Origin of the sequence: Sporosarcina sp. BI001-red, from assembly GCF_003384035.1 — a bacterium.
GTDB lineage: Bacteria > Bacillota > Bacilli > Bacillales_A > Planococcaceae > Sporosarcina.
On sequence record NZ_QQAK01000014.1, the window covers coordinates 48050 to 63453 of the forward strand.

The 15404-nt window shown below is 47.6% G+C and carries 16 protein-coding genes and 1 riboswitch; of the genes, 4 read left to right on the forward strand and 12 right to left on the reverse strand.

Going from position 1 to position 15404, the window contains the following annotated elements; translation table 11 throughout:
* Positions 1-13 precede the first annotated feature (13 nt).
* Genes DVB69_RS13365 through DVB69_RS13405 form a run of 9 tightly spaced genes read right to left on the reverse strand, consistent with a single transcriptional unit; the run spans position 14 to position 8572 of the window.
* A complete protein-coding gene (locus tag DVB69_RS13365) occupies positions 14-406 on the reverse strand; it encodes a bifunctional adenosylcobinamide kinase/adenosylcobinamide-phosphate guanylyltransferase (protein WP_233505407.1) in 393 nt (130 codons plus the stop codon).
* Positions 349-945, reverse strand: coding sequence for a histidine phosphatase family protein (locus DVB69_RS13370; RefSeq protein WP_116019614.1), 597 nt, complete (start codon positions 943-945; stop codon positions 349-351). The genes DVB69_RS13365 and DVB69_RS13370 overlap by 58 nt, the downstream gene beginning before the upstream one ends.
* Entirely contained in the window at positions 918-1679 is a 762-nt protein-coding gene (cobS, locus tag DVB69_RS13375) for an adenosylcobinamide-GDP ribazoletransferase (protein WP_116019615.1), read from the reverse strand. Before cobS ends, DVB69_RS13370 begins: the two co-directional genes overlap by 28 nt.
* Complete coding sequence (locus DVB69_RS13380) at positions 1676-2506, reverse strand: cobyric acid synthase (RefSeq protein ID WP_116019616.1); 831 nt, start codon at positions 2504-2506, stop codon at positions 1676-1678. Before DVB69_RS13380 ends, cobS begins: the two co-directional genes overlap by 4 nt.
* Positions 2506-4161, reverse strand: a complete 1656-nt coding sequence (cobD, locus tag DVB69_RS13385; protein WP_116019617.1) for a threonine-phosphate decarboxylase CobD — start codon at positions 4159-4161, stop codon at positions 2506-2508. Before cobD ends, DVB69_RS13380 begins: the two co-directional genes overlap by 1 nt.
* Positions 4148-5116 (reverse strand): adenosylcobinamide-phosphate synthase CbiB, encoded by a 969-nt coding sequence (gene cbiB / locus DVB69_RS13390; RefSeq protein ID WP_233505409.1) that lies wholly within the window; start codon positions 5114-5116, stop codon positions 4148-4150. The genes cobD and cbiB overlap by 14 nt, the downstream gene beginning before the upstream one ends.
* Positions 5104-6573 carry an adenosylcobinamide amidohydrolase gene (locus DVB69_RS13395; RefSeq protein ID WP_116019618.1) on the reverse strand — a complete coding sequence of 490 codons (1470 nt, stop codon included), beginning with the start codon at positions 6571-6573 and terminating at the stop codon, positions 5104-5106. The genes cbiB and DVB69_RS13395 overlap by 13 nt, the downstream gene beginning before the upstream one ends.
* Positions 6573-7553, reverse strand: a complete 981-nt coding sequence (locus DVB69_RS13400) for a FecCD family ABC transporter permease (RefSeq protein ID WP_370452993.1) — start codon at positions 7551-7553, stop codon at positions 6573-6575. The genes DVB69_RS13395 and DVB69_RS13400 overlap by 1 nt, the downstream gene beginning before the upstream one ends.
* 11 nt (positions 7554-7564) lie before the next feature.
* Positions 7565-8572, reverse strand: coding sequence for an ABC transporter substrate-binding protein (locus DVB69_RS13405; RefSeq protein WP_116019620.1), 1008 nt, complete (start codon positions 8570-8572; stop codon positions 7565-7567).
* 118 nt (positions 8573-8690) lie between these two features.
* Positions 8691-8875: riboswitch (cobalamin riboswitch) on the reverse strand.
* Between the two features lie 91 nt (positions 8876-8966).
* Between DVB69_RS13405 and DVB69_RS17965 the strand changes: the two genes are divergently transcribed.
* Positions 8967-9290 (forward strand): hypothetical protein, encoded by a 324-nt coding sequence (locus tag DVB69_RS17965; RefSeq protein WP_370452994.1) that lies wholly within the window; start codon positions 8967-8969, stop codon positions 9288-9290.
* Between the two features lie 506 nt (positions 9291-9796).
* On the opposite strand, the gene argS is transcribed toward DVB69_RS17965, so the two are convergent.
* Positions 9797-11464: an arginine--tRNA ligase gene (argS, locus tag DVB69_RS13415; RefSeq protein WP_116019622.1), complete on the reverse strand. Its 1668-nt coding sequence runs from the start codon at positions 11462-11464 to the stop codon at positions 9797-9799.
* Positions 11461-11898, reverse strand: coding sequence for a YwiB family protein (locus DVB69_RS13420; protein WP_116019623.1), 438 nt, complete (start codon positions 11896-11898; stop codon positions 11461-11463). Before DVB69_RS13420 ends, argS begins: the two co-directional genes overlap by 4 nt.
* A 161-nt stretch (positions 11899-12059) precedes the next feature.
* Here DVB69_RS13420 and DVB69_RS13425 point away from each other — a divergent pair, with 161 nt between their 5' ends.
* Both DVB69_RS13425 and DVB69_RS17600 read left to right on the forward strand, forming a co-directional pair.
* Positions 12060-14117 (forward strand): transglycosylase domain-containing protein, encoded by a 2058-nt coding sequence (locus tag DVB69_RS13425; protein WP_116019624.1) that lies wholly within the window; start codon positions 12060-12062, stop codon positions 14115-14117.
* Positions 14118-14135: 18 nt separating this feature from the next.
* The gene (locus DVB69_RS17600; protein WP_158541096.1) at positions 14136-14519 is read left to right on the forward strand and encodes a hypothetical protein; all 384 of its coding nucleotides are present in this window, start codon (positions 14136-14138) and stop codon (positions 14517-14519) included.
* Between the two features lie 91 nt (positions 14520-14610).
* Here DVB69_RS17600 and DVB69_RS13435 read toward each other — a convergent pair whose 3' ends face one another.
* Positions 14611-15147 (reverse strand): YwhD family protein, encoded by a 537-nt coding sequence (locus DVB69_RS13435; RefSeq protein ID WP_116019626.1) that lies wholly within the window; start codon positions 15145-15147, stop codon positions 14611-14613.
* 68 nt (positions 15148-15215) lie between these two features.
* On the opposite strand from DVB69_RS13435, the gene DVB69_RS13440 reads away from it, so the two are divergent.
* Positions 15216-15401, forward strand: coding sequence for a 2-hydroxymuconate tautomerase (locus DVB69_RS13440; RefSeq protein ID WP_116019627.1), 186 nt, complete (start codon positions 15216-15218; stop codon positions 15399-15401).
* Positions 15402-15404: the final 3 nt, after the last annotated feature.

Below are 15404 nucleotides of genomic sequence, written 5' to 3' on the forward strand. Positions count from 1 at the left end.
TAAACTATCCCCTTTACTTCAATTTTTGTGGAATGCCGTACCAGATTCGTGTGACTTCTGCTGCCTCTTTCATTAAATGCTGATTCAGCCTGCCGCATGCATCGCGGAGTGCCCGTTCACGTGCCTCCATCGGTACGATTCCCCTACCGATGTCCGTAATGATGAGCGTTATGTTTTTTCTTGCTATGGAGGTAAGGAAATTATGAATGGATCTCTCTTCATCGTCGAGGTGACTAGCCATCCACTCTTCGACGTTACAAACGACCGTTGGTTGATCCGCAGGTAGCTCGTTCAACTGCACCAATTCAAACGGTGTTTCATCCCCAAACCATCTAGCTTCTGCAGGCATCAGTTCTCGGACGAATCTCCGTTTTCCGTTAGCCGCTCCACCGATAACGACGTGCATCGCTGTCCCTCCTTCCACTGTTCCTCTGAATCCCAGTGAAACCGATAGATTGCACCGTGCGGGAGGTCCCATGACCAAAAATCACGTTGTTCAGGGGCAAATCGTGCTAATAACAATCGGATTGGGCCCCCGTGCGTAATCAGTCTAGCACCAGACGGCAATTGTTGAAACGCCTCAAGGACACGCGCTTCTACTTGTAACAACGATTCCCCTCCAGGAGGTGCAATCCCAATCGGATCATCTACCCAACTTCGGTAATGTGAATACTTTTCAAGTTGTGCATACGTTTTCCCTTCAAATTCACCAAAATTACATTCTCGAAAACGTCTGTCCGCTACATAGGTCGCATTCGGAAATTGCAATTCCGCGGTTTGTCTCGTTCGCAATAAATCACTACCGTAAACTGTAGAACAATCAACATCGTACGGATCCACTGTAACAGCAACAATCGGTTCATCCGTCCACCCAACGTATTGTCGTTTGCCATTACCTACTGTTGGCAAATGACGGATTACAACACTATCAACACCGCGAGCCATAGCACGACCTCCAATCCTTCTATGAATGCCCCACTTAAATCACCTGTGACACCTCCAAAATTACGAATGGTCCACGATTTATACAGTAATAGTGAAAGAACAATCACACCCTCAATAACTACCGGCAGAACTACAGTTTCCAAAACGATTCCGATGGCTATCAACCCTGCCACTATGCACACGATCGTCCAACTAACGAGGGGACCCCGATTCAGTTTCTCAAGAAAGAAAACCGCCATGCCGCTTGCTTTCGCAGGTTTCGTTGAGACAAAGTAGAGAACCATTGCGCTTCGTGCGAAAAACGGGACTGCGATGAGGACGTAAATATTTGCTTGATTCGTTGCAATTAATTCCTGGAGTAGTGCGAACTTTAAGAGGATGCATACGATTAGCCCAAGCGTTCCGAATGCGCCAATTCGGGGGTCACTCAAAATTTCATGACGCCGATTCTGATCACGATAAGAAAAATAGGCATCACTTGTGTCCGCCACTCCGTCCAAATGTAAACCGCCCGTAAGAGCAATCCCGACAATCAGCGTTAGAACTGCCGTAATAATTGACCCGAATCCAATCCAGTCACTCAGCAGAATACTCGCAGTCATCGCCAGACCAATCAATATTCCGACAAACGGTAGCGCACCATACATCGCCATGACATGTCGCTTTTCCATCGACAACTCTTTTCGAATTGGAATGCTTGTGAAAAACTGCAACGCTAGTAACATTCCATTCATCGGATTGCGACTCCCATAATCTCTTTCAGCAATGGCCAGTTGAGATGCTTTCGCACGTGTTCCGACCACGCTTCATACGGATCCACCCCGTTTGGCGCGTGTGTTTCCGGTCGTTCAGTATCTTCCTCCGCGATTCCGTGATCATTTTTGAATGGCAGCACTCCAACTATTGGAATTCCTGTGTAGGATTCGATGAATTCAACACCTTCTTGGAATCCAGCGGGATCGCCTTTGAATTTATTGATAACAATCGCTTTGACTCGGTTTCGCTCGGATGGCTGCAGCAATTCAAGCGTTCCGACAATCGAAGCAAATACACCGCCACGATCGATGTCCGCTACGAGTACAACGGGAACGTCTGCTAGTTCAGCAACTCGCATGTTCACGATGTCGCGTGCGCGTAAATTCATCTCCACTGGACTTCCCGCCCCTTCGATGACAATGGCTTCGAACGACTTACCGAGTGATTCGAGTGAACGTTCAATTGCTTGAATTGCCTGTTCGAAATACACATCCCGATACGCCATGCCATTAACAGGTTTAAGTGGCTCACCACAAAACGTCCCTGTCAGTGTTCCATCTGCTCCAGGCTGCAAGATGATTGGGTTCATGTCCGCAGTCGGCTGAGTTCGCGCAGCTTCTGCTTGGATGAATTGCGCGCGGCTGATGGGTGTCCCGTCGATTGCGAGTTCAGTATATGGGGATAAATTCTGGGATTTGAACGGCGCCACGCGGATGCCGTCATTCGCAAGCAATCGGCAAAGCGCCGTACAGACAAGGCTTTTCCCTACGTCTGAAGCAGTTCCCATGACCATGATTCCTTTCATCACTTCAACTCCCTTTGTTTATGAACAATCGGCAAACCACTATCCATTTCGATTGCGGTATCCGCTTTCCCAACGATTGCTTGGTGCAACCTTCCAAGTATATGTGTGTATGTACGTGTGACCTCTTCCGTTTTCAGTGGTTCATCAAACACTTCGTTGGAAACGATGACAAGTTGGTTCGTGCGATTTTGAATCTGCTCGATCGTATCTAGCAACGTGCTCACTTTTTGCTCCATGCACTCCGGCTTCAAAATACAAGGCGTCCCGGACTCCCAACCTTCAAACGCTTCGTTTCCAAGCCACGTCGTTACGCAGTCCCAGAGGACATGGTCGGAAGCTTGCAATTTAGGCAACACATCTTCTAGATGAGTCGGCTGCTCAATCGTTGTCCAGCCGTCGTTCGCTCGATCTAATCGATGGCGCGCAATCCGCTCTGCCATCTCATCGTCAGTTGCCGTACCAGAAGCGATGTATACGAGACGACCGCCTGTCTGGTTTGCTCCTGTTCGGACAAGTTGTTCTGCGTAGACACTTTTTCCGCTCCTCACCCCTCCACTAATGAATGTCAGGGTGCCCTGGGTTTTATTCAGAAGTAGACCTAATGCTTTGCGTAGTATCCCCATATCGTCAGCAGATTTCATGCCGATTCTGAGCCAGTGTCCGTTAAGTCCTTTGAAGTTTTCGGTATGGCGGACGACGATACCTTGTGTAAGCAAACTTTTGAATACGTTTTGTGCCGCAATATGTACAGGTGGCTTGAATAGGATGAAGTTCGCGACAGAGTCGATGACTGTGCAACCGTGTTCTGTTAGAAATGTTGTCATTTTCAAGCGTTCTTCTGTTGCTTGACGAATCGCACGCTGGCGGTAGTCCGCTTGCTTCAGACAAATCGTACCGAGCTGTGCGGCAATCGCGTTGATGTTCCAATGTGGGGCACTTTGCTTAAGTGTGTCGATTCGATCAGGATGTGAGACCGCGTATCCGAGTCGGATGCCTGGAATCGCGTACAATTTCGTCATCGAACGGACGACAATCACATTCGGATAATTCTTGACTTGTGAAATGAACGTCAAGGTTTCATCGACCCAATCAATGAACGCTTCGTCCAAAATGACGTCGCAGGAAATTGTATTCGCATGTTGAATGAGCGTGTGCAATTCAGTTCTGCTGGGCAAAACGCCCGTCGGATTGTTCGGTGTACATATGTATAGGACGTCTGCCGTTTCCATGGCGTTTTTGAGTTCTTCGATTGGTAACGTGAATCCATTTTCTTCGCTCGCTTGGACGTGAGTTATGAGCGCGCCAGCCGCTGTCAACGTCGCTTCATATTCCGAGAATGTCGGGTGAACGAGTAGTGCTCGTTTTCCCCGATATCGATTGGCAATGAGTGAGAGGATTTCAGCCGCTCCATTGCCGAGAATGAGTTGTGAGACGTCAATCCCATGGAACTCAGCGACTTCTGTGCGGAATGGTTCTCCGTTCGGATCTGGATAGCGTGCAATCTTTGGAAGTAGTTCGTTCCATTCTTTTTGAATTGCTTCAGGCGGTCCTGCAGGATTGCAGTTTTCGCTGAAATCGAGCACCGTTGACGGTTGCTCGAGATTCAGTGTTTCATATAACTGGTGCGGGTTTGCACCGTGGTTAGGCAATGGCATAGATGATCCCTCCGATGATGATGCCGAGCGCCCAAACGCCAAATGCTGCGCGTTTTAGTTGGGCGAGTGTCTGATCGATATGGACGGCGGTGAGTTTCTGCAAGTTCGGACCAAACTTTGGCCGGCGGGACGCGACCCCTTTATAGACATTCGTACCACCTAACTGAACGCCGAGTTGCCAGGCTGTCGCGGCTTCCAGATAGCCACTATTCGGACTCGGGTGCTTCTTAGCATCCGTTCGCCAGCCTTCGAATCGCACGCGAAACGGGATGCCTCCTTCATTCAAGGAAAGAAGGAGGATGAGAGCACCTGTTATTCTGGACGGAAAAAAGTTCAGAACGTCGTCGGCACGTGCAGATGCCGTTCCGAATTCACGATAGCGATCGTTCTTGTAGCCGACCATGGAGTCCAATGTATTCACCGCTTTGTAGACCCACAATCCTGGAGCTCCAAGAAAAAATGAGAAAAAAAGTGGTGCGGTGACGCCATCTGAGATGTTTTCAGATACCGTTTCTACAACGCCTCTTGTGATTTCAGATTCATTCAAATCGTAGGTATCTCTTCCGACGATCCACGATAACTTTTTGCGTGCTTCTTTCATATCACCTGATTCGAGCGGCTTCGATACGTCTAGCGCTGCAGTGCGCAAACTTTTTTGCGCAAGTCCGACGGCAATCAAGACCGTTTCGACCGCAATTCCAGCTACTGGATTCCACCAATAAGCCATGACTGTTAGGAGCGCCGCCAACAGGAACGTTGGAAGGACAACTAAGAGTAATAACAGAACTCCTTTGGCAGTGCGCTTACTTCCTTTATTCAAACCATTTGTAAGTTTTGAGATAGTCGTTCCAATCCATCGGACAGGATGCGGCCAATTTGGCGGATCCCCGATAAGCTGGTCGAGGAAAAACCCGAGTGTAACAGCTAGCAGATGAGAACCTATCAAGACTCCCATCCTTTCGCCTCCTTATACGTCCGAATCGCGCGGATCGTGCATTCATAGACGCCTGTTCCAATCAGTTTTCCGAGTGGTGTGATGGGCCCTGCGTACGGCAGTTCTTGTCCTATTTGCGTTGCTGCCACAAGTAAACTATCTGTGGACGTTCCTGTTGCTTGAGTCCCAGTTAGTGGGTCCATTACGTTTTCCGTCTGAAGTGCTCGTGTTTTTGCTTCGGTTGCGGTGATCATCGCTTGGATGAATGCTTCATCGGAAAGCCGTCCGTTGGCGATCATCCATGTGTTAATGGTGCCGACATGTACTTCTCTTTCAATGGCTTTTGAGACGTCAACTGCATTACCAACACCCGCTGTGACAGCGATAACGATTGAAATGTCTTCATCTGCATACGTCGCAATTTCAGCGTGTAGCGTTTGTACAGCGGTCATCATACCGACTGTATCGGTTAGATGATGACCTGCCTTTTCAAGGTACTCTTCCATTTCCTTTTTCACATCGTCACAGTTATACGCTGCATCCACATGACGATTGACGAATGTTGTGTACCAACCTGTTCCTGGATTATGGACGGCGGATGAAACCGTTTTGAGTGAGTATGGTGCGTGAAATTGAACGCTGCCGGCGGTGACGGTGAACTGGGTTTCATCCACAACGAAAGGCTCTGCTCCACTCCCATTCATGGACGGCAGTAGCGTCATTTGCGGTTTCGGCAATTCTGGATGGGCTTGTGTTTTGACCGCTGCTTTGTAGACAGAATGGATGATTGGTTCCCGCACGACGTCTTGCGGCAAGCCAATTTTTGCGATTTCACCATTTTCCATGAGCAGTAACCGATCGCAATAAAGTGCTGCCAAATTAATGTCATGGAAGACGGATACGACTGTTTTGCCTTCGTCTACTGCGAGACTTCTGACGGTGTCGAGCAATTGTTGTTGGTACGCGATGTCCAGATGGTTCGTGGGTTCATCCAACAACAAAAGTGGGGCTTGCTGAGCTAAGGCTTGCGCGACAAAGACTCGCTGCTGTTCTCCGCCTGACAATGATTCGATGAGGGTATTTTCATAGCGTGTAACACCTGTCCGTTCCATTGCGTGAGTTACGGCTGCTTCGTCTTCAGCAGACCACGAAGAGAAAAGGCCAGTCTGATACGGGTAGCGCCCGAGTTCAACGGTTGCTCTGACGGTATGTGAAAATGCGTGTGTGTGCATTTGAGGTAGAACAGCGACGTTACGCGCGAACTCTTTCGGTGAGTACCTATCTGCATTTCTGTTTGCGATTTCAACGGTTCCTGCTTGTTTCGGCAGGATGCCTGAAATCATTTTGAGAAGCGTCGATTTCCCACTACCGTTTGGTCCGAGAATGCCCAAAATCTCTCCAGGCTGTACGTGGAACGATACGTTTTTAACGATTGGCTCTTTTCCATACCCACCTGTTAACCCTTGTACATGCAACATCACGCAGCCCTCCCTTTCCGTTGTCGATAAAAGATGAATGCAAACACGGGCGCTCCTATGAAGGCAGTGATGACACCTACAGGCAGTTCCGTTGGCGAAATAATTGTGCGTGCAAGAAGATCACAAATGATGAGTAACGTTGCCCCATTCATGAACGAAAGTGTCAGTAGATGACGATGGTCAGATCCCCAAAGGAGGCGTGTCATATGGGGTACGACGAGTCCGACGAAACCGATTGTGCCGGAAACGGATACCGCTGCACCGGTTAAGATGGAGCCCCCGATTAAGATGACGAGCTTTCGTCGTTTGACGTCGACGCCTAAGTGCTTTGCCCGATCTTCTCCGAAGAGCATTGCGTTCAGTTCTCTGCGGTTCATCCACAATAAAAATGATCCAATGATGGTGAATGGGAGAATCATGTTGATGTAATTCCAGCCGCGCATCGAGACGCTTCCGAGAAGCCAGCCAATGATTTGACGCAGCTCTTCACCTGTAAGCGCGATCATCAGTGACAGGACGGAGCCGAGGAATGAACCGAAAATGATTCCAGTTAAAATGATCGTTTCCATGTTGAGGCCGCGATCGACGAGTTTGGCGAAGCCGAGGACGACAAACATCGTGATGGCAGCACCCGCCATACTAAAAACAGGGAGTGTGTAAAGACCAAGGAATGGAATGCTAATGCCAAAAAAGAGTGTCATCACAGCACCTACAGAGGCGCCGGATGACACTCCGAGGGTGTATGGATCTGCAAGCGGGTTTTTGAGTAACCCTTGGAATGCAGCACCAGCAATGGCAAGAGACGCACCGACGAGTCCAGCTAGGATGACGCGCGGCATTCTGATTTTCCATAAAATATTGGTCGCCGTCGTATCTGCTTCTTGGTTCCATAACGTGCTTATCGGCACGTGGACAGATCCGATAGATACACCGAGACCCACTGCCGTCAAAAGAACGGCAGCTGAAACGATGTAGGCGATCAGTGGTTTTCTCACTTAAATGCCTCAGGATAGACTGCTCTTGCGACTTCTTCAAGTCCTTCAGCAAGACGTGGACCTGTTCGGCTAGTTAAGTTCGAGTCGACTTGTACGACTTGGTCTTCCTTGACTGCAGTGATGTCAGCGAACCCGTCACGTTTTTTTACGCTGTTGATAACATCAGGTGTGTAGTCGTGCATGATGACCATGACGTCCGGATTTTGTTTAACGATTTCTTCAGGGCTGATCATGATCCATCCTTCTTCAGTCACGACGTTTTCAGCGCCGATTTTGTCGAGGATTTCTTGCATGAATGTATTTTTACCAGGCACATAAATTTCAGGTACGTCAGATGTTTCTACGATGACACGTTTCGGAGTTTCGATGCCGTCCGTTTTTGCAACGACTTCTTCCACTTTCGCTTTCATGTCTTCAACGATTTTTGCTGCTTCTTCTGTTTTACCGGTTGCTTCACCAATCGCTTCAATCGTGCTGTATGTTTCGTCGAAGTTCATCGCATTCTTCACGATGTAGACGGGAATTCCAGCGTCACGGATTTGTTGGTAGCCTGCTTCAGAACCAGGAAGTGACATTTCGTGTCCGAATACCATTTCTGGATTCATGGAAATGATTTTTTCGATGTTCAAATTCATGTCACCGATTTTTTCTTTTTTAGTTGCGTCTTCCGGGAAGTCGGAATAGTCATCGACTGCAACGATTTCGTCGTCGAGTCCAAGTGCAAAGAGTATTTCCGTGTTACTTGGAAGTGTAGAAATAATTGTTTCTGGTGCTTTTTCAAGTGTAATTTCTACGCCAGTTGCATCTTTTATTGTCATTGGGTAGGTCGCGGCGTCGGCATCTTCACTTGCTGCTGAATCGGATCCGTTATCTTTGTCGGATTGCTCCGTTGTTGCTGCGTTGTTATCTGTTCCTTTGTCTTTGTTGTCATCTGCTCCGCCACAAGCGGTTAGAAGCAGGACAGCAAGTACGGCTGTTAGCCACAGTTGCCACATTTTTTTCATGGGAAGTTCCTCCTGTTTTGTCCAAACAAAAATCCCCCGTTATGTTTTCGGAGGATGAGCGCATTGGAAATGAGGCGGACTTCGCCAAATTTCACCATGTCTATCCTCGTAGATCTCGGGTGATTATCGAAAATAGGCAGGTCTCCTGGCTTGTGCATCGATGCTTATTTCGCGCCTTTAGCGGAGGTTATCCGGCGGCAGTAGCGAGTAAGCTAGCACGTACAGTGGCGGGACCGCGCCGGACTCTAACCGACTTCCCTTTTAACCTCGATCGCTCAAGGCACCTTTTTTCGCGTTTGTTATGTAATTTGATACATTCCTATTATACAGAAGTGTCTGGAAATGTCGAGAGGATTCTGGTTAATATTGTCATGGTGGATGGATGGTGGAAGATATGGGTTGTCCGACACTTGGGGGGATTTGTCCGACTCTCGGGGGAGTTTCTCCGACACTTAGGCTAGTTTCTCCGACACCTATGGGCATTTCTCCATCACTTAGCAAAGTTTCTCGATATCGGGACACAATTCAACCCCGTTTAAGGGATTATAATGCCGAGTCTGCGTTGGCAAATGTAGTCACTATGTGTGGATTGGAGGATATGGGTTGTCCGACACTTGGGGGGATTTGTCCGACTCTCGCGGGAATTTCTCCGACACTTAGGCTAGTTTCTCCGACACTCACAGAAATTTCTCCATCACTTAGCGAAGTTTCTCGATAACGGGACACAATTTAACCCCGGTTTAAGGGAGTAAAATGCCGAGTATGTGTTGGAAAATATAGTCACTATGTGTAGATGGTGGAGGATATGGGTTGTCCGACACTTGGGGTGATTTGTCCGACTCTCGCGGGAATTTCTCCGACACTTAGGCTAGTTTCTCCGACACTCACAGAAATGTCTCCATCACTTAGCGAAGTTTCTCGATATCGGGACACAATTCAACTTAGTTTAAGGGATTAATTGGTAGCGCTTCGCTTATTTCAAGATGGAATCTGGCCGGCTCAAAGGAATCTGACAGATTGGAATGGGAATCGAACAAATGACCTCGAGAATCGGCCACAACACGGAATGAATCAGCCATTTCACGTGTAGAATCGGCCACTTGGATGAATTAATCGGCGTCCAGACGCAATTCTCATGATTTAAGAGATTAATTGGAAACACACTACTAAGATTTATTAACGCAAAAAGCCCTCCACGTGGAATGGAGGGGCTAAAGATATAGATTACATACGTTCTGGTGCTGCAACGCCAACGAGTTTCAAAGCATTGGCAATCGTTGTGCGAGCTGCTGTGATTAGTGCTAGGCGTGCTTCAGACAGTTCACGATTCTCATCATCCAACACTTTTTCTGCATTGTAGAAACTGTGGAATGTGGATGCGAGCTCTTGAATGTACGTCGTGATGCGATGCGGTGCACGAAGGCGAGCTGCGTCACTGACGAGTTGCGGGAAGTCCCCGATTTTTTTGATCAAATCAATTTCTTTCTCCGCTTTCAGCAAGGAAACGTTCGCAACAGATGCGGATACGCCTTTTTCTTCAGCCGCACGTAAAATCGAAGAGATTCGAGCGTGTGCATATTGCGCGTAATACACTGGGTTTTCATTCGACTTCGAAACCGCTAGATCCAAGTCGAAGTCCATCTGTGCATCGCCTGAACGCATTGCGAAGAAGTAGCGTGTTGCGTCTAATCCAACGAGTTCAACGAGTTCGCGAAGTGTGACGGCTTTTCCTGTACGTTTACTCATCTTGAATTTTTCGCCATCTTTATAGAGCTGCACCATTTGCGCAACTTCCACTTCTAACGTTTCACGGTCATAGCCAAGTGCTTGGATAGCTGCTTTCATACGCGGAATGTAGCCGTGGTGGTCAGCACCCCAAATGTTGATGAGCTTATCGAATCCACGATTCAATTTGTCTTCGTGATATGCGATATCCGGCATTAAATACGTGTATGAACCATCGTTCTTAATGAGCACACGGTCTTTATCGTCACCGAACTCAGTCGAACGGAACCATGTCGCGCCTTCTTCTTCAAATACGTAACCATTTTCGCGAAGCTTGTTCAACGCTACGTCGATTTTACCGTCTTTGTACAGTGAAGTCTCTGAGAACCAGACGTCAAATGGCACACGGAAGTCTGCTAAGTCTTGTTGTAGTTTGCCAAGCTCGATTTTCAAGCCATATTCACGGAAGAATTGGTAACGCTCTTCATCGGAAACATGCACGAATTTGTCTCCGTTTTCTTCGATAAGTTGCTTCGCGATTTCAATGATATCAGGACCTTGGTAGCCGTCTTCTGGCATTTCCTTTTCAAGTCCTAGTTCGCCGAAATAACGTGCTTCTAATGAATACGCCAAGTTTTCCACTTGTTTCCCTGCGTCGTTAATGTAGTATTCGCGGGATACATCGTAACCTGCAAAGTCGAGAATGTTACACAATGAATCTCCAAGTGACGCACCGCGAGCATGTCCTAGGTGCAAATCTCCCGTTGGGTTTGCTGATACAAATTCAACTTGGATTTTCTCGTTTTCACCTGAATCATTGCGACCGTATTGTGCCGATTGCTCGACCACTGTTTTCACAACGTCATCCAAATAATCCTTTTTCAAAACGATGTTCATGAATCCGGGACCTGCGATGTCGATTGACTCGATAGACGTTCCGGTTTTGTCCAACTTCTCAAGAATTGCTTCTGCAATTGCGCGCGGGGGCTTTTTCGCTAATTTAGTGAGCTGCATCGCAATGTTTGTTGCGTAATCGCCGTTCTCTTTACTTCTTGATGTTTCCAGCTTAATGGCTGGTACGTCTGTCTCTTCTACTAAGCCTGTTGCTAGAACTGCGTTGTGCAACGCGGTTTTAACTTCGTGCTGGATCTGTTCTACTGCATTCATAAGGTTCCCTCCGCATAGTGAATAGTTAGTTGGTACGTGCCAAGCAAGGATTGTTCGGAGTGCATGTCGTAATGCACATGAAATTCGCCTGTTGTTTGTTCGTTTTTAACGGAAAGTGCTTTTGTTACAACGAGCAGGTCCATCGCTAGTGGTCCATTGGCGTAGGTTCCGGTTCGTCTGCCGTTTAATTCTAATGGTAGCCGCATTCGGATTGCGCCCGTCCTCATAACGAGAGCGTCGTCGGGATTGAGCTTGATCATCGTTTTTATGAGTTCCCTATTTTGTTCTTCCTCATAGTGCAAATAACGATTGCCTGCTTTTTCAACGATGGTTCCTTCTGTTTCGAGCTCGTACACGTCGGTTTCCTGTCCGGGATGTTGGATTGCCGACTTTAGCTTAATCTTCACCGGCACAGCCGAGTTCTGCGTTCCCATCCACTCACCGCCTTAAATTTCATATATCTCTCTATTATAGCCGTTCAACAGTCCTTTTTTCAATCATTGCTTGACGAGATGCGTTTTTTCCAAGTCTTCCGTTTAATTTGACTCGTCCTTTCGCATACTACTCTCAAACGAGTGTCGAGAGGATGGATGATATGCGGCGAACGGACTATGTAAAGAAGAATAAGCGCAGAGCACGGTACCGTTTCGCCGGGCTGATCGCGATTACTGCTGCTACTGCGCTGTTTACAGTGCTTGTCTGCCTAAGAGTGTACGCACAAATTGCCGGTCCTCCTTCGTTAAGCGTTCCTGAAGCGTCTGTCTTCATGGATCGAAATGACCGGCAAATCGGGGATCGTTTTTCAGGTGAGCGACGCTACTGGGTCGATATTGACAAGATGTCCCCTTCCCTGATCGACGCGTTCGTTGCCGTGGAGGATAAAAACTTTTACAAGCATAATGGTTTTGACTACAAACGGATTGGCGGCGCTGTGTTGAAAGACGTGAAAGCTCGAAGAAAAGTAGAAGGTGCGAGTACGATCACGCAACAATATGCGCGGAATTTGTATTTATCCAATGAAAAGTCATGGACCCGTAAAATCAATGAAGCGCTTTACGCGTATCGGATGGAGTTATTTTACGATAAAGAAAAGATTTTGGAAGGCTATTTGAATACTGTCTATTTCGGACATGGAATGTATGGTGTGGAAGCGGCAAGTCGGTATTTGTTTGCGAAATCTGCGAACGATTTGACGTTGGAAGAAGCGGCCACTATTGCTGCGATACCAAAAGGTCCTTCGATTTATTCGCCTGCTACAGATTTGGAGAAATCTACGAATCGGAGAAAAATTGTTTTGCGCTTAATGGAAGAACAAGGGTTCATATCGTCTGAGCAGAAAGATCGTGCGGGTGAACAGTCACTTGCGCTGAAAACAGAGGATTGGTCGAGCACTAAAGATGTTGCTCCCTACTTTTTAAATGAGGTGTGGCAAGATGCGGAAAAAATCTTGACTGACAAAGGACGATATCCCGCTGAAGGCGGTTGGACCATTAAGACAACGCTCGACCTGATGCATCAAAAGACGGCAGAAGATGTGATCGCGAACCGGATGCCTGAAAATGAGCTACAGATTGGGTTTGTTGCGATGAAACCTGAAACCGGTGAAGTGACGGCGATGGTCGGTGGACGTAGTTATGAAGGCAGCCCGTTTAACCGGGTGACTCAGGCAAAGCGGCAGCCCGGCTCTGCGATGAAACCCATTTTGTATGCCGCGGCTTTGGAAGATGGGTTTAATCCTCTAACGTATATCTCCACCGAGCGGACGATTTTCACGTATGACGATGGTCGGTCTTTATATGAACCGAGCAACGTGAACGGTAAGTTTGGAGATCATCCGATTTCTCTTGCCCAGGCGGTTGCGGTGTCCGATAACATTTATGCCGTGAAAACGTTAGAAGAGGTTGGTTACAAAAAGTATAATGCGATGGCGGAAAAACTAGGCATCGATGTAACGTTCCCAGAGTCGCCTGCGGTGGCGCTTGGGACGTCTGCTGTGTCGCTGTTTGAAATGACGGGTGCGTATAACCGAATTGCGTCAGGAGGAAAGAAAATCGATCCCGTTATGATTTTATCCATTGAAGATTCTCGCGGGAAACTTGTTTACGAGCATCCAGAACAGACGAAAAAGCGGGCGATGACAGAGCAGAACGCGTTTGTCCTGACGCATTTATTGACAGGCATGTTTGACCCTGTGTTCAATGATTATTTGACCTCGACAGGGATTTCAATGCGCGCTAAGCAGTCTCGCCCGTACGCTGCAAAATCCGGAACAACGATTTCCGATCAATACCTGATCGGCTATACTCCAACGCTGACGGCTGGCATATGGACAGGTTATGATGTCGGGAAACAGTTGGAGAATGCTGTGGATAAATCTGTGTCGAAGCAGATTTGGATTGAATTTATGGAAGGTACTCACAAAGGGTTAATGGCCGAGCCATTTCTTCCACCAAAAGGCGTGAAAGGTGTGACGGTGGATATTGAGACGGGTGGTTTGGCAGTTGAAGGATGCAGCAAGCAGCGACTTGTTTATATGAAAGATAAGGATGTTCCGAAGCAACTATGTACGGATAAAACCTTACGGGAGTCACGAATAACAGGTTCAAAGAAGGAGAAGGAGTTCGAGTTGTTCCCATTTTCGTTTTTTGAGTGATGTTGGTGGCTTGAGATTTTGGAAACGAGCGGGTTCAAGTCGGGATTGAGCGGGTTGGACGGTGAAACGAGCGGGTTCAAGTCAGGATTGAGCGGGTTGGACGGTGAAACGAGCGGGTTCGTGGCCGAATTGAGCGGGTTGGACGGTGAAACGAGCGGGTTCACGTCGGGATTGAGCGGGTTGGACGGTGAAACGAGCGGGTTCAAGTCTGGATTGAGCGGGTTGCTCAGTGAAACGAGCGGGTTCAAGTCGGAATTGAGCGGGTTGGACGGTGAAACGAGCGGGTTCAAGTCGGAATTGAAGAACTTGGCCAGCGTGCTTCATCACAACGAAAAAAGCTTCCTGCCTGTTGGGTCTAACGGGCAGGAAGCTTTTTATGTCGGGCGAACCCGAGTGTCCTAGCTTAGCAATTGCAAGCTACTTAATAGTTTACTTCGTTTTGTCACGACATTCAACTAACTATTACGGACTTTGAGTAATTTGTTATAACTCTTTATAAATCAGGAGATGCTTCGCTTAGATCGATGTGAAGTTTCGGTTCGCTGTTGTTCCACATATCTGTGTTATGTTCCTTCAGAAAGTCAGCTAGAATTTTTTTCGACTTTTCATCCATATTGTCGACGATAATGCGACGCTTCATGGATTTATCCATCAAATTCACGTGATCTGCGAGTAGCTTGTAGCCACGGCGTTTTTCGCGGTTGACGATCATTTCACAAGACGTCATACCTGCATAGTACGGTCCTTTTTGATTGAAATCAATTGTTACCCAGACGAGCCAGTACAACTTGCCGCCTTCTGAGTCTTCTCGATTTGTTGTGAACTTTATGCCTCGCTCGATGTCGCTTTTCGCATGCATTGCACCGATTTCTATCGAAGCGAGCCCTTCTTCTGTGTCAACCATGACGGGTGTGATATTTTCCAAAGACAATGACCCGATTCCAAACCCCTTGTGACCGTCCGTCGGATCATTCTTTATAATGGTGAACCCTAACTTTTGCTTTGGTTTTGATTGTTGTTCGTCTGCCATTTCCGCAAACCCCTTTCTTTCTGTTAGTATATCTACTATACCGAACTTACTGGAAAGGTGGAAATTGTATGCCGTATGTAACTGTAAAGATGTTAGAAGGACGCTCAGAAGAACAAAAGCGAGCAATGGTTGAGAAAGTGACGGAAGCGGTTATGGAGACAGCGAATGCGCCTCGAGAAAACATCGTGGTGTTCATCGAAGAAATGTCAAAAAATCATTATGCGGTCGGTGGAAAACGATTAAGCGATCAATAAGAA